The 25582-nt window shown below is 73.1% G+C and carries 20 protein-coding genes and 1 pseudogene; 13 read left to right on the forward strand and 8 right to left on the reverse strand.

What is annotated here, in order from left to right; translation table 11 throughout:
* Positions 1–175: 175 nt before the first annotated feature.
* Together ADK86_RS43465 and ADK86_RS41635 are read left to right on the forward strand one after the other, a co-directional pair.
* Positions 176–457 (forward strand): hypothetical protein, encoded by a 282-nt coding sequence (locus ADK86_RS43465; protein WP_030589007.1) that lies wholly within the window; start codon positions 176–178, stop codon positions 455–457.
* Positions 454–2175, forward strand: a complete 1722-nt coding sequence (locus tag ADK86_RS41635; RefSeq protein ID WP_053699708.1) for an RNA polymerase sigma factor — start codon at positions 454–456, stop codon at positions 2173–2175. The genes ADK86_RS43465 and ADK86_RS41635 overlap by 4 nt, the downstream gene beginning before the upstream one ends.
* A gap of 14 nt (positions 2176–2189) precedes the next feature.
* Here the strand turns inward: ADK86_RS41635 and ADK86_RS31865 are convergent.
* Together ADK86_RS31865 and ADK86_RS31870 are read right to left on the reverse strand one after the other, a co-directional pair.
* A pseudogene (locus tag ADK86_RS31865) lies at positions 2190–2474 on the reverse strand (cupin domain-containing protein); the annotation flags it as partial.
* Positions 2475–2666: 192 nt separating this feature from the next.
* Positions 2667–3146, reverse strand: coding sequence for a carboxymuconolactone decarboxylase family protein (locus ADK86_RS31870; RefSeq protein ID WP_053699709.1), 480 nt, complete (start codon positions 3144–3146; stop codon positions 2667–2669).
* Between the two features lie 174 nt (positions 3147–3320).
* On the opposite strand from ADK86_RS31870, the gene ADK86_RS31875 reads away from it, so the two are divergent.
* A complete protein-coding gene (locus ADK86_RS31875) occupies positions 3321–4283 on the forward strand; it encodes an RNA polymerase sigma-70 factor (protein ID WP_107088620.1) in 963 nt (320 codons plus the stop codon).
* An 18-nt stretch (positions 4284–4301) separates the two neighbouring features.
* On the opposite strand, the gene ADK86_RS31880 is transcribed toward ADK86_RS31875, so the two are convergent.
* Positions 4302–5237, reverse strand: coding sequence for a helix-turn-helix transcriptional regulator (locus ADK86_RS31880; protein ID WP_053699710.1), 936 nt, complete (start codon positions 5235–5237; stop codon positions 4302–4304).
* A gap of 148 nt (positions 5238–5385) precedes the next feature.
* Between ADK86_RS31880 and ADK86_RS31885 the strand changes: the two genes are divergently transcribed.
* The gene (locus ADK86_RS31885; protein ID WP_053699711.1) at positions 5386–6339 is read left to right on the forward strand and encodes an aldo/keto reductase; all 954 of its coding nucleotides are present in this window, start codon (positions 5386–5388) and stop codon (positions 6337–6339) included.
* 104 nt (positions 6340–6443) lie between these two features.
* Entirely contained in the window at positions 6444–7505 is a 1062-nt protein-coding gene (locus ADK86_RS31890; RefSeq protein WP_078952397.1) for an HD domain-containing protein, read from the forward strand.
* 21 nt (positions 7506–7526) lie between these two features.
* Here ADK86_RS31890 and ADK86_RS31895 read toward each other — a convergent pair whose 3' ends face one another.
* Together ADK86_RS31895 and ADK86_RS43980 are read right to left on the reverse strand one after the other, a co-directional pair.
* Positions 7527–10466, reverse strand: coding sequence for a M48 family metalloprotease (locus tag ADK86_RS31895; protein ID WP_053699712.1), 2940 nt, complete (start codon positions 10464–10466; stop codon positions 7527–7529).
* Positions 10463–10996 carry a hypothetical protein gene (locus tag ADK86_RS43980; RefSeq protein WP_063789136.1) on the reverse strand — a complete coding sequence of 178 codons (534 nt, stop codon included), beginning with the start codon at positions 10994–10996 and terminating at the stop codon, positions 10463–10465. Before ADK86_RS43980 ends, ADK86_RS31895 begins: the two co-directional genes overlap by 4 nt.
* A 180-nt stretch (positions 10997–11176) precedes the next feature.
* On the opposite strand from ADK86_RS43980, the gene ADK86_RS31905 reads away from it, so the two are divergent.
* The gene (locus tag ADK86_RS31905) at positions 11177–12517 is read left to right on the forward strand and encodes a cytochrome P450 (protein ID WP_053699713.1); all 1341 of its coding nucleotides are present in this window, start codon (positions 11177–11179) and stop codon (positions 12515–12517) included.
* 23 nt (positions 12518–12540) lie between these two features.
* Here the strand turns inward: ADK86_RS31905 and ADK86_RS31910 are convergent, their stop codons facing one another.
* Genes ADK86_RS31910 through ADK86_RS31920 form a run of 3 tightly spaced genes read right to left on the reverse strand, consistent with a single transcriptional unit; the run spans position 12541 to position 16054 of the window.
* Entirely contained in the window at positions 12541–13521 is a 981-nt protein-coding gene (locus ADK86_RS31910) for an ABC transporter substrate-binding protein (RefSeq protein ID WP_053699714.1), read from the reverse strand.
* 35 nt (positions 13522–13556) lie between these two features.
* On the reverse strand, positions 13557–14894 hold the full coding sequence (gene fes / locus ADK86_RS31915) for an enterochelin esterase (RefSeq protein WP_053699715.1): 1338 nt from the start codon (positions 14892–14894) through the stop codon (positions 13557–13559).
* Positions 14894–16054, reverse strand: coding sequence for a nucleotide disphospho-sugar-binding domain-containing protein (locus tag ADK86_RS31920; protein WP_053699716.1), 1161 nt, complete (start codon positions 16052–16054; stop codon positions 14894–14896). The genes fes and ADK86_RS31920 overlap by 1 nt, the downstream gene beginning before the upstream one ends.
* A 144-nt stretch (positions 16055–16198) precedes the next feature.
* Between ADK86_RS31920 and ADK86_RS31925 the strand changes: the two genes are divergently transcribed.
* Genes ADK86_RS31925 through ADK86_RS31955 form a run of 7 tightly spaced genes read left to right on the forward strand, consistent with a single transcriptional unit; the run spans position 16199 to position 25570 of the window.
* Entirely contained in the window at positions 16199–19852 is a 3654-nt protein-coding gene (locus ADK86_RS31925) for an ABC transporter ATP-binding protein (RefSeq protein ID WP_159394007.1), read from the forward strand.
* 7 nt (positions 19853–19859) lie between these two features.
* Positions 19860–20927, forward strand: a complete 1068-nt coding sequence (locus ADK86_RS31930; protein WP_053699717.1) for a glucose-1-phosphate thymidylyltransferase — start codon at positions 19860–19862, stop codon at positions 20925–20927.
* Positions 20928–20978: 51 nt separating this feature from the next.
* Positions 20979–21977, forward strand: a complete 999-nt coding sequence (gene rfbB, locus ADK86_RS31935) for a dTDP-glucose 4,6-dehydratase (protein WP_053699718.1) — start codon at positions 20979–20981, stop codon at positions 21975–21977.
* On the forward strand, positions 21974–22861 hold the full coding sequence (gene rfbD / locus ADK86_RS31940; protein WP_053699719.1) for a dTDP-4-dehydrorhamnose reductase: 888 nt from the start codon (positions 21974–21976) through the stop codon (positions 22859–22861). Before rfbB ends, rfbD begins: the two co-directional genes overlap by 4 nt.
* Complete coding sequence (locus tag ADK86_RS31945) at positions 22849–23451, forward strand: dTDP-4-dehydrorhamnose 3,5-epimerase family protein (RefSeq protein ID WP_053699720.1); 603 nt, start codon at positions 22849–22851, stop codon at positions 23449–23451. The genes rfbD and ADK86_RS31945 overlap by 13 nt, the downstream gene beginning before the upstream one ends.
* Positions 23448–24500, forward strand: coding sequence for a FecCD family ABC transporter permease (locus ADK86_RS31950; protein ID WP_420718891.1), 1053 nt, complete (start codon positions 23448–23450; stop codon positions 24498–24500). Before ADK86_RS31945 ends, ADK86_RS31950 begins: the two co-directional genes overlap by 4 nt.
* Entirely contained in the window at positions 24497–25570 is a 1074-nt protein-coding gene (locus ADK86_RS31955) for a FecCD family ABC transporter permease (RefSeq protein WP_053699721.1), read from the forward strand. Before ADK86_RS31950 ends, ADK86_RS31955 begins: the two co-directional genes overlap by 4 nt.
* Positions 25571–25582 lie beyond the last annotated feature (12 nt).

The raw sequence follows: 25582 nt of genomic DNA on the forward strand, positions 1-25582 counted from the left end.
ATTCCGAATTGCATGACATCTCGCTGCGGGTCGGCCGGCTGCCGCGCGGCCGGACCGAGCGTGGCGGCACCCGGGGCGCCGGAAAAATCTTGCGGGGAAGTGCCCCCAACGGCCCCCTCCGCACGCCCTTCTCCTTCGACCGGCTCTCAACCCGAGCGTACGAAGGAGAAGGACCATGAAACGGAAGCTGGTGCCGGGCGCGGTGCGGGTGGCGCTGCTGGGTCCGGTGATGGCTCTGGCGAACCTGTTGCTGCCTCCGGGCACAGCCAGGGACCTGCTGGTGTTGTGCGCCGACGCCCTCGTCAGCGCCATCGCGCTCTGTCCGCGCCCCTTGCACCACCGTGCGCCGTACGTGCCCGCCGGTGCGCCCCGCCCGTTGCGGTTCGCCGTACGCGCCCGCGTGCGACGCTCGTGCTCCGGCCGCGGCCCGGAACAGACGAACGGGGTGGAACAGTGACCGTACTCTCCGGCATCGGCACAGCGGGCACCGACACGGACGACGCCACCCTGGTCAGGCTCTTCCAGTCCACCACCGACCCGCAGACCCGCGGCGCCCTCTTCGAGAGGCTCTACGCGACCCACCGCCAACGCCTGTACGGCTTCTGCCTCAAGCGTCTGTTTCCCGACCGGGACGCCGCCCGGGAAGCGTTACAGGAAACCTTCCTCACGGCCTGGATGAAGCTGGAGACGCTGGAGCACCCGGAGGCCCTGGAATCCTGGCTCTACCGGATCGCCTGGCGCCGCTGCGCCCAGCAGCGGCGGAAGCGGGACCGGGCCACCGGGGCCCCGCTGGACGGCTGGGAGGAGTCCACCGGCCGGCAGACGGCCCGCCGTCAGCGGCAGATCGCCGCGGACGACGCCGACTTCACCGTCCGACGCCGCCGTGCCCTGGCGCTCATCCGGAAGATCGCGGCGGCACAGGGCCCCAACAGGCAGCGCTTCCTCGATCTGTACGTCGGCGAGGAACTGACCGGCGACGCGCTGGCACGCCGGCTCGGGCGCGCCGGCGGAAGCACCAAGGAGGACAACGAGGCGCTGCGGACGGCGTTCAGGTCCAATGTGCTGGCCAAGGACCCGTACAACCGGAAAGCGTGCGGCCGGCTGGCGGGCCTTCTGGCGACCGCGGTGACGTACTGGACCGCGCAGGCCGCGAACGCCCAGCGGGCAGGAGACCCCGCGGCGGCCGACCGGGCGCGGCGCACCAAGGAAGCCCTGGAACGCTTCCTCGCCGATCCGGACCCCGACAGCACCAAGGCCCTGCCGGACGCCGTGTGCCGCACCGTCACGCGGCACACCGGCCAGTGCCCCACATGCCGGGGCAACGCCGGGCGCAGCGTCGCCCGCTGGTTCCCGGCGGTCGCGCCCTTCGCGTTCACCGATGTGTTCATGGACGCGGTGCGGGACCGGTTCGACCTGGTTTCTGCGAGCATCCCCACTGATGGCGGGCCCGCGACCGAGGTCAAGGGCAGGCGGAGCAGCCGGTCCGGTGGCCGGTTCGGAGGTGCGTCCGGCCGACCGGGCCGGCCGGGCAATTCGCCGGGCATCGGGCGCCGCATCACGGTGAACACCCTGGTGGCGCTCGCGCTGAGCCTCGGTGTCGTGTACGGAAGCGGCGGCGCGGACCTTCCGATGGCGCAGCTCCCCTGGAGCTCCCCGGCCTCGTCGGGAGAACACCGGGGCACTCCCCCGGCGTCCGGCGGCGACCCGGCACGCCATGCGCCTGCCGGCCGTACATCTGCTGACCGTACGGGTGCAGAGCACACCGCCCCCGCGCCGCCGGACAGCTCGGCCGCCACGAGCCCGGTCACCCGGCCCGTTCCGAAGGCGGATGAGGCGGCGCACCGGTCCACCGGGCCGGCGGGCGGCTCCCCGCCCCCGGCGTCGACGCAAGCCCCTGCCGAGGGACAGTCTTCGCACGAGGAGCCCGCGGGCACCCGGCCGTCCGAACAACTCCCGGCGGACCCGGCCCCTGACCCGGACCCGGGTACCGGGAGCACGGATATGCAGGCGTCCATGTCCCAGTCGACCTCTCAGTCGGCGTCCCAGTCGACCTCCCAGACGCCATCCCAGTCATCATCGGTCGGCTCATCCGCCGTCGACCCCTCCGTCCAGCGTCCCTCCGCCTTCCAGGAGTTCCTCGTCCGTTCGACCCCCACCAGCGACGAGCCCGGGTAGCGCTCCGCCGGAGATCACCTTCCGGGGCCGGGCGGCAGGTGCACCGTCATGATCAAGTGGCAGGTTCCGTCGCCCGCGCCGCGGTAGGTGCGGGCGGCGTCGCCGTCGAAGGTGGCGGTCTGGCCGGCCTCGACGGTGTGCTCGACACCGTCGACCACCAGGGTCATGCACCCGGCCGTGACGCTGACGGTTTCCACGGCTCCGGCCTGGTGCGGGTGGCTGGGGTATTCCTCACCGGGTTCCAGCTGCCAGCGCCAGATCTCTACGGTGGCCGGGCCGGAGGTCGTCAGCCGGCCCCTCCGGCAGCTATACGGGCTTCCCGTCTGCCCTACGAGATCCCGGCGCACCAAAACCGTTGCCCGGACCACGCGTTCCCCACATGGCCTCGTCGGCTCCCGGTCCAGGCGCCGGTCCCGGTCGTGCATGACGACGTCCGGCCCGGCCAGGGTCGAACCATTCCAGGCCGGGCCGGGGCGCGTACGCCGGTCAGTTCACAGGTTCGTGAACATGCCGGGCTCGTAGGAGCCCCCCTTCTGGTGCACGATCACCGCGAGCCGGTTGGCCGCGTTGACCATGGCGACCAAGGTGACCAGCGCGGCGACCTGGTCGTCGTCGTAGTGCTTGCGCACCTGGGCCCATGTCTCGTCACAGACGCCCTGGTGGGCGTCGGCGAGCCGGGTGCCCTCCTCGGCGAGGGCCAGCGCGGCCCGCTCGGCCTCGGTGAACACGGTGGCCTCGGGCCACACGGCGACCAGGCTGAGCCGTACCGCGGTCTCACCGGCAGCCGCGGCCTCCTTGGCGTGCGCGTCCACGCACCAGCCGCAGCCGTTGATCTGGCTGACGCGCAGCGCCACCAGTTCCTGCGTGGTCTTCGGCAGGGCCGACTGGGCGATCAGCAGACCGGCGTTGGCGAACCGCTTGGTGAACTTGGCGGCGAACTCGTTCTCGAACAGGTTGAACCGGGCGTCCATGACGTCGTCCCAATCTCTTGGCAGCGAACCGAACGCCCACAAGATGCCGGCGCGCCGCCCCTTGTGACGGGGCGCCCGTGTGACGTATGCCACCGCACGCCGGTGTCACAGAACCGCGGGGACCGGCGTCTTGTGCGCGTGACGGAGTCGGAAACGGACAGGCGGGAGCGAGTGGTGACGAGCGAGCACGGCGAAGGCACGGACGGATGCGGCGGAGCCACGGCGGGCCCGGCCGGGCGGCCCGCCGGTGGCGGGAGCCTGGACCCCGCCACCGAGACCTTCGTCGCCCACCGCAATCTGCTGTTCACCGTCGCCTACGAGATGCTCGGCTCGGCCGCCGACGCGGAGGACGTCCTCCAGGAGACCTGGCTGCGGTGGACCGGGGTGGACCTCGACTCGGTACGGGAGCGGCGTGCGTACCTGGTCCGGATCACCACCCGCCAGGCGCTGAGCCGGCTGCGTACGCTCGGCCGCCGCAAGGAGTCCTACGTCGGCCCCTGGCTGCCCGAACCGCTGCTCACCACGCCCGACGTGGCCGAGGACGTCGAACTGGCCGACAGCGTCTCGACGGCGATGCTGCTCGTACTGGAAACCCTCGCGCCCACCGAGCGGGCGGTGTTCGTGCTGCGCGAGGTGTTCGCCCTCGGATACGACGAGATCGCCGAGGCCGTCGGCAAGAGCCCGGCCGCGGTCCGCCAGATCGCCCACCGGGCCCGGGCCCATGTCGCGGCCCGCCGGCCACGCGGCGCCGTGTCCGCCGCCGAGGCCGAAGGCGCGCTGGAGGCGTTCCGGCGGGCGGCCGAAACCGGCGATCTCCAGGGCCTGTGCGATCTGCTCGCGCCGGACGTCGTCTTCCTGGGCGACGGCGGCGGGGTCAAGCAGGCCGTCCTGCGACCGGTCGTCGGGTCCGACAAGGTGTCCCGCCTGCTGGCCGCCGGCCTGGGCAACGTCGCCGCGCTGGGCTCCCTGCGGCCCATTCAGGTCAACGGCCACCCCGCCCTGGTGCTCCGGCTGGACGACGCCATCGACACCGTCGTGACGGTACGCATCGACGACGGCCTGATCACCGGGCTCTACGCCGTACGCAACCCCGAAAAGCTCTCGCACATGCACCAGGAGACCGCCCTGCGCCGCTGATCCGCCTGGATCACCCCTTCACCGATCTCGAAGAAGAGGCGGCCCGGGCCGAGGAGAGCGGCGGGTGGGCCGGGCCGCCCGGGATTGGGTGGCTGCCCAGCCGGCGAGGAGTTCGAGCCGGTCCTCGGATGCGGTGCCGGGTTCGGCAGTGTAGATGATCAGGTCGTGCACGGCTCGGCCCGGCAGGGGCAGGTCGAGGGACTGGAAGGTCAGTTCCAGGTGGCCGACGTGGGGGTGCTGGAGCCGTTTGACGCCGTCATGGCGCATCAGGACGTCGTGCGCGGCCCACTGGCTGCGGAACTCCGGGCTGAGGGTGGACAGTTCGCCGACGAGCTCGCGCAGTGCCCGGTCACGGGGCTCGCGCCCGGCCTCGGCGCGCAGCAGAGCGGCGGTGGCGACGCCGGCGGCGTCCCAGTCGACGAAGAAGTCATGGGCGCCAGGGTCGAGGAAGATGTAGCGGGCGATGTTGGGGCGGCCGCGCTTGTCGACGGTGGCGCTGTCGTACATCGGCGCGAGCAGGGCCCGGGCCAGGGGGTTGCCGGCGACGATGTCCGTGCGGCCGTTGCGTACGAACGCCGAGGACATCGTCATGGAGTCGAGCAGCCACTGGACCCGGGGCGGGACCTCGACGTCCCTGCGACGCGACGGCGTGCGACTCGCGTGCCGCGACGACCGGGCCAGGTCGAACAGGTAGGTGCGTTCGTCGTCGTCCAGTCGCAGGGCACGGGCGACCGCGTCGAGGACGTCTTCGGAGACGCCGCCGATGTGGCCCTTCTCCAGCCGCGTGTACCACTCCGTGCTCACGCCGGCGAGGACGGCGACCTCCTCGCGCCGCAGCCCGGCGACCCGGCGGCGGGCGCTGGTCGGCAGTCCGGCCTGCGCCGGGGTGATCCTGGCGCGCCTGCCGGCAAGGAAGTCCCGGATGTCGCCGCGGTTTCCGGGCTGCTGGTCCATGCCATTCAGGTTATCCGCCGGTCACGGCGCGAGGGGGGGTTGAGGTTGTACCCCCCATGGACGCGACCTTCTCCGGTGGCGGCGATCACGGTCTCCTGGAGTTCGGTCGTTGCGACACGATCCCGGAAACGGACAACGGAGGCACGGCATGACGAGCAAGGCGCTGACTGTGCCGGCGGTGGCGCTGGGCACCTGGGCCTGGGGAGACAGCGGCGAGGCAGGCGACGGCTACTTCGGCAGCCGGCTGAGCGGGTCCGGCCTGCGAGAGGTCGTCGAGAAGGCGCAGGCGAACGGGCTCACCTTGTGGGACACCGCCGTGGCGTACGGCATGGGCCGCTCGGAGACCGCCCTCGCCCAGGCACTGACGGGCTGTCACCGCAGCGAGTACCAGCTGTCGACGAAGTTCACCCCGCAGCTCGCGGGCGACGGCGACGATCCGGTCGCGGACATGCTGGAGCAGAGCCTCGACCGCATGCGTACGGACTATGTGGATCTCTTCTGGATCCACAACCCTGCCGACGTGGCGCGATGGACGCCGCCTGTGATCCCGCTGCTCAAGAGCGGCACCATCAAGCATGTCGGCGTCTCGAACCACAACCTGGAGCAGATCGCTCTCGCCGACCGGATCCTCGGCGAGGCCGGCTTCCGCGTGGAGGCGGTCCAGAACCACTACAGCCTCCTGTACCGGAGCTCTGAGCGCGCGGGCATCCTCGACCACTGCCGCGAGCACGACGTGCGGTTCTTCTCCTACATGGTCCTCGAACAGGGAGCGCTGACCGGCAGGTACAGCCCGGCGCATCCGTTGCCGGAGGGGAGCAGCCGGGCGGCCGTGTACAACGGCATCCTGCCCCGGCTGCGGGCGCTGACGGACCGGATGGAGGCGATCGGCAAGGACCGGGGAGCCTTCGCCGCCGATGTCGCCATCGCCTGGGCCATCGCCAAGGGAACCACCCCGATCATCGGGGTCACGAAGGCGGGTTACATCGACGGGGTGCTCCGAGCTCGCGGCATCGAGCTCACCGACGGGGAGATCGCGGAACTGGAGGCGCCGGCGGATGCCGCAGACGTCGACACGCGCGGCTGGTGGGAGCACGAGATGTAGCAGTGGTTGGGACCGGGGAAGGGACCACGCTCGGCCGTGGTGCGGGTTTTCCCAGCCTACTGGCCGTGGGACACGCGTGTGGTGGTGCCGCCTAAGGTGATCTGATGGCCGGCCAACAGCACCAGAATCAGTCGCAGAGCTTCAAGAACACCGTCGTCGAGCCCGTCCCGACCCATGTCGTGGGCCTTTCCCCCGATTTCACCGACCCGCTATGGCGGATTTCCGTCCGTCTGCATCCCGTGGAGATCGACCTGCTGCGTACCGAACCCCTACGGCGTCTGCATTTCATCGCCCACGGTGGCGCCTCCACCATCAGCACCTTGCAGTCGTATTCCAGGCTTGAGCACACCCTCGGCGTCTTCGCGCTGGTCGCGCACTTCCGCCCGGCGGACGAACTCCTGCGGAGCGCCGCGCTGTTGCACGACATCGGACATCTGCCGCTGAGCCACACCGCCGAGGGCATCGCCGGCCTCGACCATCACACCATCGGCGAACAGTTGCCGCGGGCCGACCCGATCCGTTCCGTGCTGGAGAAGCACGGAATCCGTAGCGAGTCCGTCGTCGCAGCACTCGGCAGGCAACCGGCCTCGCCCCTCACCAACCGTTCCGGATTGCTGAATCTGGACCATCTCGATTCCTACGTACGCAGCGGGCGTGCGGCGGGGCGTCTCGATGCCGATCCGGCCGAATTGCTGGGGCGGCTCGGCATCGTGGACGCGGCGGTATCGGCGGCCGATCGTGAGACCGCCGCGTCGCTCGTCGGCCTGGTCCGCGCGGAGGCGCGGCTGCACATCTCGTGGGACAACGTGGGGCCGGTCTCGGTGGTCCGGCGCCTGGTCGGCAGGCTGTTGGACCGTTCGCCGCTCACTTCGGCCGAGCTTGCCCGGATGACCGATGCCCAGCTGTGGTCCGCGCTCGAATCCTGCACCGATACGCGTGCAGAAAGCGACATGATCCGGTACGAGCCGCACCGGTTGCAGGTCAGGGCGACCATGGGTGAAGGGGAGCGAGGAAGGGTTTCCGGCTGGGACTTCTCGCTTCGCAAGATCTATGGTTCCGCGCCACTGCTGGAAGGGGAACGGCTTGAGGTGGCCGCTCCTGAACTGGCGGCCGAATTGGCCGCTTTGCAGTCGCTGCCCCTCACCTTCCGCGTCTGGTGGGGCTGATCCCGTACCCGTCCCGATTCCTCACTTGCCGTGTGTGTCGGCTGTTTTGTAGATGGTCCGGTACGCGTTGCCCAGGCCGGTTATTCCTTTGGTGACTTCGTTGAGGGAGGCGTTGAAGAGGCGTTCGCGTTCCGCGGGTGAGCGGGGCGGGTTGCCGTTGGGCGGGGTCGTGACCGCCTGGCAGTCGCGGGCTCCGTGGCGCAGCCGGCTCAGCGCGTTCGACCATGGCTTCTGCAGGTCTCGTACGGGTACGGGGAAGTAGTCCTCGGCCTCTGCGGCCCGCTTGCCCAAGGCGCCGCACAGGCGGCTGAACGTCTTCTCGTCCACATTGACCTTGCCGTTCGCTTGCCGTTCCTTCGCGGCGGTCCTGAGGATTTCCTTGTTGAGGGACAGCGCGGCGCGGGCCACCTGCTGTACGTGCACGGCGCCGCCGTTGTTCAGCCAGGACCAGGTCTGCCAGGAACGCAATGTGGCCGTCTCTGCTTCGTTCTTGCCCGACGGGTTGCCCGGCGGTTTGGTCGGCTGCTTGTCCGGCTGTTCGCCGGGCTGTTTGTTCTGCTCGGTCGATTCCTGTTGGAGCCGGGCCGACATGGCCGGAGAGGTCGGCGTTGTGGTCGCCACGACAGCCAGGAGTACGGCGGGGGCGCCGAGCGCCAGGACCGTACCCGCTCTGAGGAGCACCGCGGCCCTGCGTACCGGTGCGACCGGCGCCGGGGCGGGGACATGCGCCCGTACGGAATCGCCCGCAGCCGCCCGCCGCCTCCGCACCCACCGAACAGCTCCCGCCGCCCCCTCCCCCACCAAGGCAGCGCAGGCCGAGCCGAGAACGGTGCTGACGAGGGTGAGGAGGACGACCGCGCGGCCGACGTTCAGGCCGTTGTCGGTATGCCACTGGCAGCGGTCGAAGACCGTGTTCAGCGGCCCGAGGCAGCCGTCGGCCGCGTACAGGAGGAACACCCCTGCGTACGCTGCCAGCTGGGTGACCTGCGCGGCGATCAGCGCCCGTACCAGCTGGTACCGCCGGGAGAAGGCCGCCACGAGTGCGGCGGTCAGCAGGCAGGCCGCCATGACCGCCACGATCGTCCACCACTCGTGGACGACGAGGAAGGGACCGGTGCGTTCCCTGGGTGTGCCGGGCCGCTGGAAGTGGAGCATGAACGACGCCAAGGCCACGCCCGCCCAGGCCATGAGCCCGCCCGCGAGACCGGCGACCAGCGTCCGGCGCATCCGTGGACGCGCGCCCGGGCGTTGCAGGAGCAGGAGGACCAGCGGTACGAGCCACATCAGGATCGTGGCGGCGCCGGCCAGTTGTTCCCGGTGCAACGGCGTGATCAGCGCCAGCCCCCAGGAGAGGCCCGACAGATCCATGGTGTACTCGTGCCAGAAGCCCGGAACGGTCCTGGCGTAGTACTTGGCCAGTCCCCCGCCGCCCATGTCGCCGCCGCCCAGCGCGATGCGCCGGCCGCCCAGCTCCCACCACCACAGGCCGCTCCACAGCACGGCCGCGGTCACGGCCGCGCAGAGCACCGCCGCCGCCCGGCGCTGCGCCCGCTTGGGCAGGCCGAGGCACAGGCGCAGGGTCTGCGACCACCACACCGTGGGGACGGCCGCGATGAACAGGAACGCCAGCAGATACTGCGGCTGCGGCATGAACCAGTCGACCCGGTAGCGCCCGCTTTCGACCCACTCGCCGACGAGCAGCCCGCAGCCCAGCCAGAGACCGGCGACCGCGCCGGAGCCGGCGCGCCCGGCCGGTGTGCGCCGCGCCCGTACGATCGGCGCCCCCAGGATGAGGCAGATCACCGGAGTCACCAGCGCGACCGCGAGCCACAGGGACGTACTGCCCTCGCCGAGGAAGTTGAGTGTCCCGAGCGAGCTGGTCAGCAGTGCCGCCGAGGCGCCGGTCAGGAACATCTCCAGTGGGCTGATCCGGGAGAGGCGGCCGGTGTCGGCGAGTACCCGCCGGCGTTCCGCCCAGCCCGGATGGGTGCGCAGTGGTGCGGTGAGGCGGTACAGCAGAGGTACCACGGACGCGGTACCGGGCGGCTCCGGCCGGTTCCAGTTCGCGGGGTCGGCGCCCCACTCCACTGCCTGGACGTCGGCGTGGAGTTCGCGCCGCCGCAGCAGGTCGGCCCGGGCCAGGTGGACCAGTCCGGCGAGCAGCAGCCCGGACCCGGCGGATGCGAAGATCACGGTCGCGGCGTCGGGCCACCACGGTGAGTCGGTGCCGGACAGGGCGAGGACGGTGGTCCAGGCGTCCATGGCGAGCGTGGGCAGCAGGGCGAGCAGGACGAAGACCCGCCACAGGGCCGTACTGGCGTAGGCGTGGTCCACGTCGCGGTGGTGCACGTGGGCGAGTTCGTGGAGGACGACGGCACGGAAGCCCTCGGGGTCGGTGCCGCGCCGGGCCAGCAGGCCCGCGTGCAGGCAGACGGTGTAGCTGCCGGTACGGCCGTAGACGGCGGCCCCGGACGTCATACGGGCCGGGTCGACGCGGAAGCGCAGGGCCGAGCGGATCCCGGTGCGCGAGTGCAGCGCGGCCAGCTCGGCGCCCAGCGTGCCGTCGGCGTCGACCTCGCCGACGGCCACGGTCCGGCGCCGCCGGTCGCGTACCGCCGGCAGGAACCAGTACACCAGCGCGGCCAGGACGAACAGCGCCAGGGTCGCGAGCAGCCCCGCGTAGGGCCGTTCGGCGTGTTCGGCGAGGCACTTCGTCAGGAGCCCGCCCCGCCGCATGGTCGCCATGAGGTTGTCCAGGTCGCTGCCTCTCGGGTCGAAACCCGCGGCGTACAGGCAGCCCATGGTGCCGCGCAGCTGGGAGGCGCCCTTGTCGGCGCGGTCCCGGAGGTTCGACAGGAGGATGTCGAACGTGGGGACGCCGGCCGCCGTGACCATCACCATCAGCAGCGCGAAGCGGGCTCCGGTTCCGGTGAGGCTCCTGGACGCGGTGAAGGTCTTCATGAGACGCCGGGCGGCCTGAGGGCGTCCGGGGCAGGGGGTGCGTCGGGGCCGTCGGTGACCGCCGGCTGTTCCCCGCCGGCCGTGGCGATCCGCGCCACGACGCCGTCCGCGAGGGCCTCCGCCTCCCGGGCGTCGATGCCGCGCTCGGCCGCTCGCTCCAGGATGTGCCGCCGTACGAGCGCCAGCTCGGCGGGGTCCAGCCCGGCCAGTACCCGGTCGGGAGCGGGAGCGGCCGGAGTCCGTGTCCGGCGGAACAGTCTGCGCATCCCGGCCCGGCCGCGCGCCGTCACGCTCTCCATGGCCGCGTCGACGGTACGGCGGGCCGCCTGGTCGAGGACCAGCCAGACCACGGGCGTGACCAGCGCGGTCAGTTCCGCGTACCCGAAGCCGAGCGGTTCCCGTTTCCGTCCCCGGCCGGTGAGGGTGCGGATCACCCGGTCGTCGTCCAGCCTCCGCAGGCTGTCGACGAGCGGCAGCTCGTGCGCCGCGTGCTCCGCCACCACTTCGCGCACCAGATCACGTACGTACACGGTGAGCAACCCCCGATACCCAGCAGTCAGTTGAGACCATTGGAGCAGCACTTCGCCACAGGGGAAACAGTGGTGAAGGCATTCATGGGCCGGGGCGCTGCCAGGGCAGATGATGGACGCCCGGCCCGCCCGAGCGGGCGCCCTCGGTACCGGATCAGCCTGTCAGTCAGGAGGCACGCCATGGCCACGCACATTCCTGGACCCGAACCCCGGCCGGACGGCGGGGTGGATGCTGTTGCGGCGGCGGGTGGGCTGCACCGGTATCAGTTGCGGCTGCATGCCGAGTACGGGCCCGTGGTGCGGTTCCAGCTGCCAGGGGCGGAGACGGCCGTGTCGGTGGCGGATCCGGTGCTGCTGGAGGCCACGGCGCACCTCGACAAGCGGCCGGAGCGGTTGTTCGAGTTTCTGGCGCCGCTGTGCGAGGCGGGCAATCTTCAGGTGTTGCCGGCCGAGGAGCACACCCCGTGGCGTCGGCTGCTGTTGTCGGTGCTGGCCGGGCGGCCGTCGCACGAGCGGCACTTCGGGCGGTTCACGGAGCTGGTGACGGCCCTCGCCGACCGGTGGGCCGGGCAGGGCGAACAGGAACCGGTCGCGTTGCAGAAGGATCTGACCGCGCTGTCGTTGCGGATGATCGGTGCGTACGCACTGGGGGGCGACGCGGCGGATCCGGAGAAGGTCGTCGCGGCCTTCGAGGAGGTGCTCACCGAGTATCTGGGACGGCTCTACCAGGTGCCCGTGCCCGGTACGGAGGAGGAGCGCACCCGGCGGGCGGAGCAGGCCCTCGCCTGTCTGCGGGCGACCGTCGACCGGGTGGTGGCGGCGCACCGCCCCGACAGCCGTACGGACCGGAGCGATCTGATCGGGGCGCTCGTGACGGCCGGTGAAGACCCGGCGCGAATCCGTGACACGGTGATGATGACGATGCTGGCCGCGCACCACACGACCGGGGTGGCCGTGTCGTGGACCCTGCATCTGCTGGGGCGCCATCCCGAGGTGGCCGAACGCGTCGCCGGAGAGCTGGACCGCGTGCTCGGTGACCGTGCGGTGCCCGGGTACGCCGATCTGCGGCGCCTCACGTATCTGGACATGGTCCTCAAGGAGTCGATGCGGCTGTTCCCGCCGGGCCCGTACGGTGCGCGGGAGACGACCGAGGCGCTGGTCCTGGGCGAGTACGAGGTTCCGGCCGGGACGGTGGTCTTCTATCCGTTCTGGGCCGTCCATCTCAACCCTGATTACTGGCCCGAGCCCGAGAGGTTCGTACCCGAGCGGTTCCTTCCGGAAGCGGTGGCCGAGCGCCCGAGGCTGGCGTACATCCCGTTCGGGCTCGGGCCGCGCAGTTGTGAGGGCGCCGGTCTGGCCACGGTCGAGGCGCAACTGATCCTGGCCGTACTGCTCAAGCGCTTCCGGTTCCGGCCCGTGCCGGGGCACGAGGTGACGCCGGTCGAGCGGTTCGTGCTGTGGGCGGCCGACGACATCCGGATGTTCGTGAGCCCGCGGAGTGCCGGACCGGGGAGCCCGTGAGCCCCCGCCCCGTCGACGTCCGCTCAGCTCTTCTTCGTCAGCGCCTTCTCGACGTCCGTGAGGACCGCCTGTGCGGCGAGCGGGCCGCCCGAGCTGTTCCACGCGGAGCCGTCGATCACCACGACGTGGTGCTTCCCGACGGCCTTGAGCTTGGTGAAGTTCGGTACGGCGGTGGCCTCCTCGAGGGCCTTGTCGCCCGCGGCCCGGTCGCCGAGCGCGCCGACGAAGAGCCAGTCGCCGTCGATGGTGTCCAGGCGCTCCAGGCTCACCGGTTCGCTGTGGCCGGAGCTCGCGCCCTGCTGGCCCTGGGGGCGCTTGAGGCCGAGCGCGGCGAGGGTGTCGCCGACGTGTCCCTTGCCCTTGCCGACGACCGAGGGCGCGCCGTTCTGCCAGCGGATGACGCTGGTGACCGCTCCGGCGTTGGGCCCGAGGCCGTCCTTCACGGTCTTCAGGCGGCTGTCGAAGGAGGTGAGCCACTTCGCGCCGTCCGCCTTCTTGCCGAGGGCGTCGGCGGTCGCGGTGAAGGCGTCCCGCCAGGGGGCGTTCAGTTTGGCGGTGAGCACGGTGGGGGCGATGCGGCGGAGCTTGTCCTGTACGCGCTTGGCGCCCACCGTCTCGTCGAGCAGGATCAGGTCCGGCCGCAGGGCGGCGAGCTTGTCCAGGTCGGGTTCGGCGGTGTTGGCGACGATCTCGGCGGACCCGGCCTTGGGGGCGAGGTAGCCGGAGACGCCGGACTGGCCGCGGCCGCTGGTGGCGCCGATCGGCCGGGTGCCGAGGGCGAGCGCGGCGTCGAGGGTGGGCTCGCTGAGCGTGACCACCTTCCGGGGGGCGGCGGGCACCTTCACCTTCTCGCCGTTGGCGTCGGTGACGGTACGGGTGCCGGAGCCGCCCGCCGTGCCGTCGGCGCCGTCCTTGCCGCCGTCGGCGCCGTCCCCGCAGCCGGCGAGGGTCAGGGCGCCGGCGAGGGCGACGGCGAGCAGGGCGGCGGGGCGGCGGTAACGCATCGGTGGTGCTCCTTGGGTGTGCGGAAAGGGTGGGGTCAGCGGTGTCTGACAGAAGAAGGGGGGTCGTTGGGCGGGGCTTCCGGTCCGAGCAGGGCGATCAGGCCCTGGGCCAGGGCGATGGTCCAGCAGGCATAGTCGTGGCCGCCGTTGAAGTCGGCGCCGGTGACGGTGTGGCCGCCGGCGCGGAGCGTCCGGCGCAGGTCACGGGTCTGTTCGAGCATGCCCCACTCGTGGAGCCCCACGTCCAGGTGCACCCGTAGCGCACACGGCGCGCCTTCGGCGTAGCGGCGGGTGATCCACGCCGTCTCCCCGGCCTGCTCGCCCGGCGGGTGCCACCACAGGGAGGCGGACTGGGCCAGGACGTTGCCGAAGCGGTGCGGCGCCGCGTACCCGGCGTACAGGGCGGTGAGCCCGCCGAGGCTCTGTCCCGCGACGACCGTGCGCGCCGGGTCCGTAGCGACCGGCAGGTGCCCGGCGGCCCAGGGCAGCAGTTCTCCGGCGAGGAAGTCGACGTATGCGGGACGGCCGCCGAACTCCCGGGCGCGGGTGGCGTTGTCGACGGCGTGCGGGGCGAGCACCGTCAGCGGCGGGACCGTGCCGTCGGACATCAGGCCGTCGAGGATGTCTTCCAGGTGCAGCTGGCCGAACCACATGTCGCCGTCGAGGAGGACGAGGGTGTGCCCGTCGGCGCGCCCCGTTCGGGGCGCGGCCGGCTCGTACGTCCACACCTCGCGTTCCCCGCCGAGTGCCGTGCTGGGCACTTGGTGGCGCCGGACCGTGCCGCGCGGCATGCCGGGGCGCGGGGTGTCGGGCCAGGGGCGGGCGGGGGCGTGCGGGAGCTCGAAGACGGAGCCGGGCGGGCCGTGCCAGCGGGTGGCGATGGTGTGCGGGTTGAGGGGGTCGCTGACGCCGGTGGCAGCCAGCCGGCCGAGGTCGCCGGGCGGCCGTTCCTCGGTGCCGGGGGCGATGCGGTACGAGCCGCGGTGGTCGGTGCGCAGGCGGTAGGTCAGGTGCCACACGTCCGTGCCGGGCAGGTGCCGCATCAGGCTCGTGGTGAGGTCCGTACGGTCCATCAGCCGGTTGACCAGCAGCAGCACCTGGCGGGTCGCGGGGTCGCCGCGCCACAGGAAGGTGACGGCGCGGTGCTGGGGGTCGCCGTCGAGCGGTTCGACCAGCGGGGTGCCGGTGGCCGCCGTCTCGGCCCAGAACCGGGCCAGTTCGGCGGCGTGCGCGCGGGACGAGCCGGCCTCGGCCAGCTCGGCGGCCAGACGGGTCAGGCGCGGACTCTCCGCGGTCTCGGCCGGATGGGGGCGGGGCGTGCGGGGCGGGGTGGCCGGGAAGGCGGTGGGGGCGCTGCCGTTCGTACGGGTCATCAGGTCGCTCCGTGCGTCAGCGCCAGCTCCACCAGCCGGGGCACCATGTCCGCCGGGCTGGGCATGGCGGCCATCTCCTCGGCCGTCTCGCGGGCGGCCGTGGCCAGCGCCTCGTCCTCCAGGAGCCGCCGGACCAGCTCGCGTCCGGGACGGTCGGGGCCCGCGAGGGCGGACGGGTCCGGCGGGACCAGGCCGCAGCCGCGTGCCCGGACCGCCGCCGCGTTGGCCGGCCGGTCGGCGCCCTCGCCGAGGACGAGCTGCGGCAGGCCGGAGTCCAGGGCGGTGAGGGTGGTGCCGGCGCCGCCGTGGTGGATGGTGGCGTCGCTGCCGGCGAGCAGGGCGCCGAGCGGTGTCCACGCCACGGGGCGTACGTTCTCGGGCAGCGGGCCGAGCCCGGACAGGTCGGCGCCGCCGAGCGCGAGCACGAATTCGGCGTCGGTGACGCGTGCGGCGTCGATGACCCACTCGATGGGCGAGACACCGTCCACGACCGGGCGGACGGTGCCGAGGGTGACCGCGACCCGGGGGCGTTCGCGCTTGCCGAAGAGCCAGTGAGGCAGGTCGCCGCCGCCGTTGTACGGGACGTAGCGCAGATAGCGGCGGTGCGGCTCGCCGGTGACGCTCATGCCGGGCGGGGTCACGTCGAGCCAGGCGGCGACCGGCCCGGGCCCGGCCAGGCCGTGGCGGGCGTATCCGCCGGCGAGGGCGTCGTTCATCATCGCGACGTGCCGGCCGGTGTGGCCGAAGCCGACCGCGTGCAGGACCGAGGGGATGCCGAGCGCGGCGGCCACGAGCTGGCCGGCCACGCCGTTGGGGGTGTGCACGACGAGGTGGGGCCGCCAGCTGCGGGCGAGGCCGGTCATGGTGTCGGCCATCTCGTCGCTGAAGAAGGAGAATCCCTTGCCCTTGGGCGGGGCGTTCTTCTCTCCCGGGGACGGCGGCTTGCCCTGCCGGCCCTTCTCCATGGCGGCGTACAGGGCGTCGGGGTCGATGCCGGGCGCGCAGTCGACGGCGGGGAGTCCGGCCGCGGCGGCGTGGCCGACGGCCCGTCCGCAGGTGGCGACGAGGACTTCGTGGCCCGCGGCGCGGAACGCCTGGGCCAGCGGCACCATCGGGTAGAGCAGCCCGAAGAAGGGCGGCCCGGCGAACAGGACACGCATCGACAACCTGCTTTCCTCCCCGACGGGCCGTCAGGCGGCTTACGGGGCACGGGTGGTGCGGCAATGTGGCGCGGAGCGGCGGGTGTGGGTCAGGTCACACATCCGAGGTGGCGACCCTGACTAAGGTAAGCCTAAGCTAACCACGTGCTCAGCAGATCAACAACGTCCCCCGGCTGGCTGCGCAGGCTCGGTGCCGCGTGCCGCCACCACCCTCGACTCCTCCTCGCCGTCGCCGTGACCTCCGTGTGCGGCACGGGACTTGAGGCGGTCGGCCCCCTGCTGGCCCGGCTCGGCGTCGACGACGCCGTGGCCGGGCACACCGGCCGCATCGGCTGGCTGGCCGCCGCCATGGCGGGACTGGCCCTGGTCCAGTTCGGTGCCGAGTTCACCCGCCGGTACGCCGCCGGAAAGCTCGCCCTCGGCGTCCAGCACCGGCTGCGTACCGAGGTGTTCGACTCCCTCCAGCGCCTGGACGGCGTCAAACAGGACGCGCTGCGCACCGGCCAGGTGGTCTCGCGCGCCAACAGCGATCTGACGCAGGTGCAGGTCATGCTCGGGATGCTGCCGATCCCGCTGGGCACCTCGGCCCTCTTCCTCGTCGCCGTCGGCGCGATGCTGTGGCTGTGCGCCCCGCTCGCCCTGGTCGCGCTGACCGTGGTGCCCGCCACCGCGTGGGCCGCCGCCCGCAGCCGGGCCCGGCTGGTCCCCGCCACCCGCGAGGCACAGGCGGGTGCGGCGCGCCTCGCCGAGCAGGTCGAGGAGGCCGTCACCGGTGTCCGGGTGGTCAAGGGCTTCGGCCAGGAGGACCGCGAGGTCAGCAGGCTGGCCCGCGCGGCCCGCGGTCTGTTCGGGCGGCGGATGCGGGTGGCCCGTATCCAGGCCGGCGCCACCGCCACGCTCGCGGCGCTGCCCGCGCTCGGCCAGGTCGGTGTCCTCGCCTTCGGCGGCTGGCTGGCGCTGCGCGGCACCATCGGCCCCGGCACCTTCCTCGCCTTCGCCGCCTACCTGGCGCTGCTGGCCGGACCGGCCCGGCTGTTCGCGAGCTTCCTGGTCACCGCCCAGCAGGCGCGCGCCGCCGCCGAGCGGGTCTACGAACTCATCGACGCCCGGCCCGACATCACCGAACCGGCCGACCCGGTCGCCCTGCCCGCCGGGCCGGTCGGCCTGGAACTGCGCGGCGTACGCTTCGGGTACTCGCCGAGCGACCCGGTGCTCGACGGCCTGTCCCTGGCCGTCCGGCCCGGCGAGACGCTGGCCCTGGTCGGCCCGTCGGGCTCCGGCAAGTCCACCGTCTCGCTGCTCCTCCCCCGCTTCTACGACCCGCAGGACGGCTCCGTACGCGTCGGCCCGCCCGGAGCGGCCGTCGACGTGCGCGACCTGTCGCTCGCGGAACTCCGCGCCACCCTCGGCGTGGTCTTCGAAGAGCCCTTCCTGTTCTCCTGCTCGGTCCGCGACAACATCGCCTACGGCCGGCCGGACGCCACCGACGCGCAGGTCAGGGCGGCTGCCGAGGCCGCCGAGGCACACGAGTTCATCGAGGCGCTGCCGGACGGCTACGCCACCGGGGTCGGCGAGCGCGGCCTGACCCTCTCCGGCGGGCAGCGGCAGCGCGTGGTGCTGGCCCGCGCCCTGCTGGCCGACCCGCGGGTGCTGGTCCTGGACGACGCGACCTCCGCCGTGGACGCCGGTACGGAGGCCACCATCCACCGCACCCTGCGCGCCGTCACCGGCGACCGTACGACCCTGCTGATCGCACACCGCCGCTCCACCCTCCAGCTCGCCGACCGCATCGCCGTCCTGGACGAGGGCCGCGTGGTGGACACCGGCACCCAGGAGGAGCTGACCGCGCGCTGCCCGCTGTTCCGCGAGCTGCTGGCCGGGCCCGGCGACTCCCTCGACGTACGGGTCACCGCCGCCCCGGACACCACTGACCGGGGCGTCACCCCGGAGCTGTGGCCGGAGCCCCCGGCCGGTGCGGCCCCGGACGCCGCGGCGGACGAGACCGCCGAGGACCCGCGCCTGGACGAGGCCCGGCTGCGCGCTCCCGACCCCGACGCCCGCTTCCGGCGGCTGCTCGCCCCGGTCCGCGCCGCGCTGCTGCTGGGCCTGCTGCTCGTCGTCGCCGATTCCCTCGCCTCCCTCGCGCTGCCGCTGCTCGTCCAGCACGGCCTGGACGCCGGGGTCGGTGCGGGCGACGGCGCGGTGCTGGCTGTCACCGTCCTGATCGCGCTGCTCGTCGTCGCGGCCGGCTGGGGCGTGCTCACCTTCCAGGCACGCGTCACCCGGCGGGCCGGGGAACGGGTGCTGTACGGGCTGCGGGTGAAAACCTTCGCCCATCTCCAGCGACTCGGGCTCGACTTCTACGAGCGGGAACGCGGCGGCCAGATCATGACCGCCATGGTCAACGACATCGACGCGCTCTCCGCGTTCCTCCAGACCCATCTGCTGACGTCCGTCGCCGCCCTGGCCACGCTGTGCGGCGCCGTCGTGGCGATGCTCGCCGTCGACCTGCCGCTGGCCCTGACCGCGCTCGCCCTGGTCCCGCTGATCGCGGTGGCCACCGCCGTCTTCTGGCGGCTGTCGTCCGCCGCGTACACCGACGCGCGCCGGCGCATCGGCGAGGTCAACTCCAGCCTCCAGGAGAACGTCTCGGGGCTGCGCGTCGCCCAGGCACAGACCCGCGAGGGCGAGACGGCCGAGGCGTTCGGCAAGCTCTCCGAGAACTACCGCACCGCCCGGCTGCGGGCCCAGCGCTACGCCGCCGTGTACTTCCCGTGCGTCAACCTCACCGCCGAACTCGCCAAGGCCGCCGTGCTGCTCGCCGGTGCGTACCGCGTCGCGGACGGCGGCCTCAGCCCCGGCGTCCTGGTCGCCTTCACGCTCTTCCTCGGCATGTTCTTCTCGCCCATCCAGCAACTGTCGCTCGCCTTCGACAGTTACCAGCAGGCGTCGGTCGGCCTGCGCCGCACCCTCGCCCTGCTGCGCGTGACGCCTTCCGTACGGCCCGCCGCCGAGCCGGAGCCCGTACCGGACCGGCTGCGCGGCGCGATCGAGCTGCGCGAGGTCACCCACCGCTACCCCGGCGCCGAGCGGCCCTCGCTGGACCGGGTGAGTCTGCGGGCCGAGCCCGGCGAGACGGTCGCGCTGGTCGGCGCGACCGGGGCCGGCAAGTCCACCGTCGTCAAGCTCCTCGCCCGCTTCTACGACGCCACCGAGGGCCGTGTCCTGGTGGACGGCACGGACGTGCGCGCCTACGACCCGCCCGCCTACCGGCAGCGGCTCGGCGTCGTCCCCCAGGAAGCCCACCTGTTCACCGGCGACATCGCCGACAACGTCCGCTACGGCCGGCCGGAGGCCACCGACCGGGAGGTCGAAGAGGCCGTACGGGCGGTGGGCGCGCTGCCCGCGGTGGCCGCCCAGCCGTACGGCTTCCGCCAGCCCGTCGGCGAGCGCGGGCAGCACCTGTCGGCCGGACAGCGCCAGCTGATCGCGCTGGCCCGCGCCCACCTCGTGGACCCCGGGCTGCTGCTGCTCGACGAGGCCACCGCCGCCCTCGACCCGGCCACCGAACGCGCAGTGCTCGACGCCGGGGACCGCCTGGCCACCGGCCGCACCACCGTCCTGGTCGCGCACCGGCTGGCCACCGCGGCGCGGGCCGACCGGATCGTCGTCCTGGACGGCGGGCGGATCGCCGAGGAAGGCACCCACCAGCAGCTCCTCGCCGCCGACGGCCCGTACGCCCGGCTGTGGCGCCACCACTCGTCCGCCGAACCCGCGCCCCTCACCCCCCAAGGATGACCCGCTCATGAAGGCACTTGTCCTCTCCGGAGGCACCGGCAGCAGACTGCGCCCCATCACCCACACCGCCGCGAAGCAGCTCGTCCCCGTCGCCAACAAGCCGGTGCTCTTCTACGGCATCGAGTCCCTGGTCGCGGCCGGTGTCACCGACATCGGCATCATCGTCGGGGACACCGCGGCGGAGATCCGCGCGGCCGTGGGCGACGGCTCCCGCTTCGGCGCGCGCGTCACCTACCTCCCCCAGGAACAGCCCCTCGGCCTCGCGCACGCCGTACTGATCGCCCGCGACTGGCTCGGCGACGACGACTTCGTGATGTACCTCGGCGACAACTTCGTGGTCGGCGGCATCACCGAACTCGTCGAGGAGTTCCGGCGCTCCCGCCCGGACGCGGGCATCCTGCTCACCAAGGTCGCCGACCCCAGCGCCTTCGGCGTCGCCGAACTCGGCCCCGAAGGGGGCGTGCTGCGCCTGGAGGAGAAGCCGCGCGAGCCGCGCAGCGACCTGGCCCTGGTCGGCGTCTACCTGTTCACGCCCGCCGTGCACGAGGCCGTACGGGCCGTCAGGCCGTCCGCGCGCGGTGAACTGGAGATCACCGACGCCCTCCAGTGGCTGGTCGACGCCGGGCGCACCGTGCGCTCCACCGTCATCTCCGGCTACTGGAAGGACACCGGCAACGTCACCGACATGCTGGAGGTCAACCGCACCGTGCTGGAGGCCCTGCCGTCCGCCGTCCTGGGCGAGGTGGACGGCGACAGCGAACTGGTCGGCCGGGTCCGCATCGAGGCCGGTGCCAGCGTCGTGCGGTCCCGGATCGTCGGGCCCGCGGTGATCGGCGCGGGCAGCGTCGTGCGCGACTCCTACATCGGCCCTTCCACCTCCGTCGCCGACGGCTGTGTGATCAGCGGCAGCGAGGTGGAGTTCTCCATCGTCCTGGACGACTCGCGGATCGAGAACGCCGGCCGGATCGAGGGCTCGCTGATCGGCCGCATGGTCCGCATGAGCGGCGCCGCCCGCGCGCCCCGCGCCCACCGCCTGGTGCTCGGCGACCACAGCCAGGTGCAGATAGCGCCCTGATACCGCGTCCGCACCCCCACCCCCGTTCGTTCCCCTTCTTGGACTGACGCCTTGAGAATTCTCGTCACCGGCGGAGCCGGCTTCATCGGCTCCCACTTCGTCCGTACCCTGCTCGGCCCCGACGCCTCCGAAGGCCCCGGCGGCGGGCCGTACGTCACCGTCCTGGACGCGCTGACCTACGCAGGCAACCGCGCCGGCCTCGCCCCCGTGGAAGGCGACCCGCGGTTCTCCTTCGTCCACGGCGACATCCGCGACCGGCCGCTGGTGGACTCCCTGCTGGCCGGGCACGACGCGGTGGTGCACTTCGCCGCCGAGTCGCATGTGGACCGGTCCATCGCGGGCGGCACCGAGTTCGCCGCCACCAACGTGCTGGGGACGCAGGTCCTGCTGGAGTCCGCCGTACAGCACCGCATCGCCCGCTTCGTGCACGTCTCCACCGACGAGGTGTACGGCTCGATCGCGGACGGCTCCTGGACCGAGGACGAGCCACTGGCCCCCAACTCGCCGTACGCCGCCTCCAAGGCCGGTTCCGACCTCCTCGCGCTGGCCCACCACCGTACGCACGGCCTGGACCTGTCGGTGACCCGCTGCTCCAACAACTACGGCCCCTACCAGCACCCCGAGAAGGTCATCCCGCTCTTCACCACCCGGCTGCTGACGGGCGGGCGCGTCCCGCTGTACGGCGACGGGCTGCACGTCCGCGACTGGCTGCACGTCGACGACCATTGCCGGGCACTGCGCCTGGTCCTGGAGGGCGGCCGTCCGGGCGAGGTCTACAACATCGGCGGCGGCACCGAACTGAGCAACCGGGAACTCACCGAACGGCTGCTGGCCGCCTGCGGCGCCGGCTGGGACCGGGTCGAGCACGTCACCGACCGCAAGGGCCACGACCGGCGCTACTCGGTGGACTGGACGAAGATCCGTACCGAGCTGGGCTATGAGCCGCGGCACTCCTTCGAGGACGGGCTCGCCGAAACCGTCGCCTGGTACCGCAACCACGCCGACTGGTGGACCCCCGCCGCTCCCGCCCTGGGAGGTGCCGCCCGGTGAACCGCTGGCTGATCACCGGTGCGAGCGGGATGCTCGGCCGCGAGGTGTGCCGCCTGCTGGCCGCCGAGGGCGAATGCGCGCTCCCGCTGGACCGCCGGTCCCTGGACCTGACCGACACCCGAGCCGTGGAGTTCACCCTGCGGCGGGCCCGGCCGACCGTCGTCGTCAACTGCGCCGCGTACACGGACGTGGACGCGGCCGAGACCCACGAGCAGCAGGCATGGCGCGTCAACGCCGACGCGGTGCGCGGCCTGGCCCTGGCCTGCGCCCGCCGCGGCGCCCGGCTGCTGCACGTCTCCACCGACTACGTCTTCGCGGGCGACGCCACCACCCCGTACGCGGAGGACGCGCCGACCGGCCCGCGCACCGCGTACGGCCGCAGCAAGCTGGCCGGCGAGCGCGCGGTGCTGACCGCGCTGCCGCACACCGGGACCGTCGTGCGCACCGCCTGGCTGTACGGCGCGCACGGCCGCAACTTCGTACGGACCATGGCCGAGCGCGCGCTGCGGGACGCCACCGCGCAGGTCGTCAACGACCAGACGGGGCAGCCCACTCCGGCCCGTGACGTGGCCGAGCGGCTGCTCGCCCTGGGGCGCGGACCCGCCCGCCCCGGCGTCTTCCACGCCACCGCCGGCGGGCTGACCACCTGGTACGACCTGGCGCGCGACGTCTACCGGCTGGCAGGTGCCGACCCTGACCGCGTACGCCCCACCGGCAGCGCTTCTCTGAACCGCCCCGCCCGCCGCCCCGCCTGGAGCGTGCTGGGCCACGACCGCTGGGCCGCCGCCGGGCTGCCCGCGCCCCGCCACTGGCGCGTCGCGCTCGCCGACGAGTTCGCCGCGGTGACCGCGACACTGGAAGGAGCCATATCGTGCGCCCGCTGAGCATCGAGGGAGCCTGGGTCAGGGAAGCGCTCGTCCACCGGGACGACCGGGGCTCCTTCCACGAGTGGTTCACCGGGCCGGAGTTCACCGGCGCGACCGGCCTCGCCCCGGTGCTGGCGCAGGCCAACTGTTCCGTCTCGCGCCGCGGTGTGCTGCGCGGCGTGCACTTCAGCGAGGTGCCGCCCGGTCAGGCCAAGTACGTCACCTGTGTACGCGGCGCCGTGCTGGACGTGGTGGTGGACCTGCGGACCGGCTCCCCCACCTACCGCGCGTGGGAGGCCGTGCCGCTGGACGAGGACGGGTCGGGCGCGGTGTACGTGTCCGAAGGGCTCGGGCACGCCTTCATGGCCCTGAGCGACGACGCCACCGTGGTCTACCTGTGCTCCACCGGCTACCAGCCGCGCCGCGAGCACGGCATCCACCCGCTGGACCCGGACCTGGGCATCGACTGGCCGGCCGGTGCCGCCCCGGTGCTGTCCGCGAAGGACGCCGCCGCGCCCACCCTGGCGGAGGCCGAGCGGCTGGGGCTGCTGCCCTCGTACGAGGAGTGCGTGCGCCACCGGGCCGTCCGGGAAGGCAGCGCCGCGTGACGACGACCGTGACCGCGCCGCGCGCCGCCCCGCCCGTCCCGGCCGCGCCGCCCGCCGGGCGCCGGGCGGTGCGGGCCGGCGGGCTGCTGCTGGGCCTGGCGCTGCTGGCCGCCGTGGTGCTGGCGAGCATCGCCGTGGGTGCCAAGGCCATCCCGCCCGACCAGGTGTGGCACGGGCTGTTCGGGTGGACCGGCACCGCCGACGACCGGATCGTGCGGGAGCTGCGCCTGCCGCGTACGGCGCTGGGCGTCGCGGCGGGCGCGGCGCTCGGGCTGGCCGGAGCCGTGATGCAGACCCTCACCCGCAACCCGCTGGCCGACCCCGGGCTCCTCGGCGTGAACGCGGGCGCCTCGGCCGCCGTCGTCACCGCGATCAGCGTGCTGGGCGTGACCTCGTTCACCGGCTATCTGTGGTTCGCGCTGGCCGGCGCCGGGGTGGCGGCCGTCCTGGTCAACGCGCTCGGCGGCAGCCGGGCCGCCACCCCCGTACGTCTGGCCCTGGCGGGCACCGCCGTCAACGCCGCCCTCTTCGGCTACGTCAACGGGCTGCAACTGACGGACCTGGGCGCGCTGGAGACCATGCGGCACTGGTCCGTCGGCACGCTCGCGGGCCGCCGCGGCGATCTGCTGCTGACCGCGCTGCCGTTCCTGCTCGCGGGCGCCGTCCTGGCACTGGCGGTGGCCCGCCCGCTGAACGCCATGGCCCTGGGCGAGGACACCGCCCGCTCCCTCGGCGCGCGGCTGGGCCGGACCCGGGTGCTGTCCATCGTGGCCATCACCCTGCTGTCCGGTGCCGCCACCGCCGTCTGCGGGCCGATCGGCTTCGTCGGCCTGATGATCCCGCACGCGGTCCGGGCCTTCTGCGGCCCGGACACCCGGTGGCTGTTCCCGTACTGCGCCGTCTACGCCCCGATTCTGCTGCTCGGGTCCGACATCGTGGGCCGGGTGCTGGCCCCGCCGGCCGAGATCGAGGTCGGGGTGGTCACCGCGTTCTGCGGCGGCCTGGTGTTCATCCATCTCGTCCGGCGGCGCAAGGTGGCCCAGCTGTGAACGTCGTCCGTACCCCCGCCGTACGCCGTACCGCGCCACGTCCGACGGTGCTGCGCACCCGCCGCGGGCTGTCCCTGCGGCTGGGCCGCCGTGCCCTGCTGGTCTGCGGGCTGCTGGCGCTGACCGGCGCCGTCGTGGCCGTCCTGTCCCTCGGCACGGGCAGCTATCACCTCACCCCCGCCGAAGTCCTTTCCACCCTCTTCGGGGACGGCCCGCCCGGCGCCGACTTCGTCGTCACGGACCTGCGGCTGCCCCGGGTGCTGGACGGCCTGCTGGCCGGTTTCGCCATGGGCATGAGCGGCGCGGTCTTCCAGTCGCTGGCCCGCAATCCGCTCGGCAGCCCCGACATCATCGGCTTCGGCAGCGGCGCCTCGGCCGGTGCCCTGGTCTCCGTCATCCTCCTGGAGGCCGGCACCGCGCAGATCGCCCTCGGCGCGGTGCTCGGCGGCCTGGCCACCGCCGCCGCGGTCTACCTGCTGGCCTGGCGGCGCGGTGTGCACGGCTACCGGCTGGTGCTCGTCGGCATCGGCGGCTCGGCCGTCCTCGGCTCGCTGACCAGCTATCTGTACGTACGGGCCGACCTCGGCAAGGCCGCCGAGGCCGCCACCTGGATGATCGGCAGCCTCAACGGACGCGGCTGGTCCGATGTGAGCGTGGCCGCGCTCGGCGTCGCCGTCCTGACACCCGCCGTACTGGCCCTGGCCCGCCGCCTCACCCTGCTGGAGATGGGCGACGACACGGCGGCGGCCCTCGGCGTGGCCCCCGAACGCAGCCGCCTGGCCCTCCTCGCCACCGGCACCGGCCTGACGGCCCTGGCCGTCGCCGCCGCCGGCCCCATCCCCTTCGTGGCCCTCGCCGCCCCCCAACTGGCCCGCCGCCTCACCCGCTCCCCCGGCCCCAACGTCCTGCCCGCGGCGTGGATGGGCGCCGTCCTGGTCGCCCTCGCCGACTGGACGGCCCAGCGCGTCTCCGGCACCGGCATCCTGCCGGTGGGCGTGATCACCGGGGTGGGCGGAGGGGCGTATCTGGCCTGGCTGCTGTTCTTGGAGCGGAGGTCGGGGAAGGTGTAGCGCGGGGGGAAT

This window comes from Streptomyces sp. NRRL F-5755 (assembly GCF_001279365.1).
GTDB lineage: Bacteria > Actinomycetota > Actinomycetes > Streptomycetales > Streptomycetaceae > Streptomyces > Streptomyces rimosus.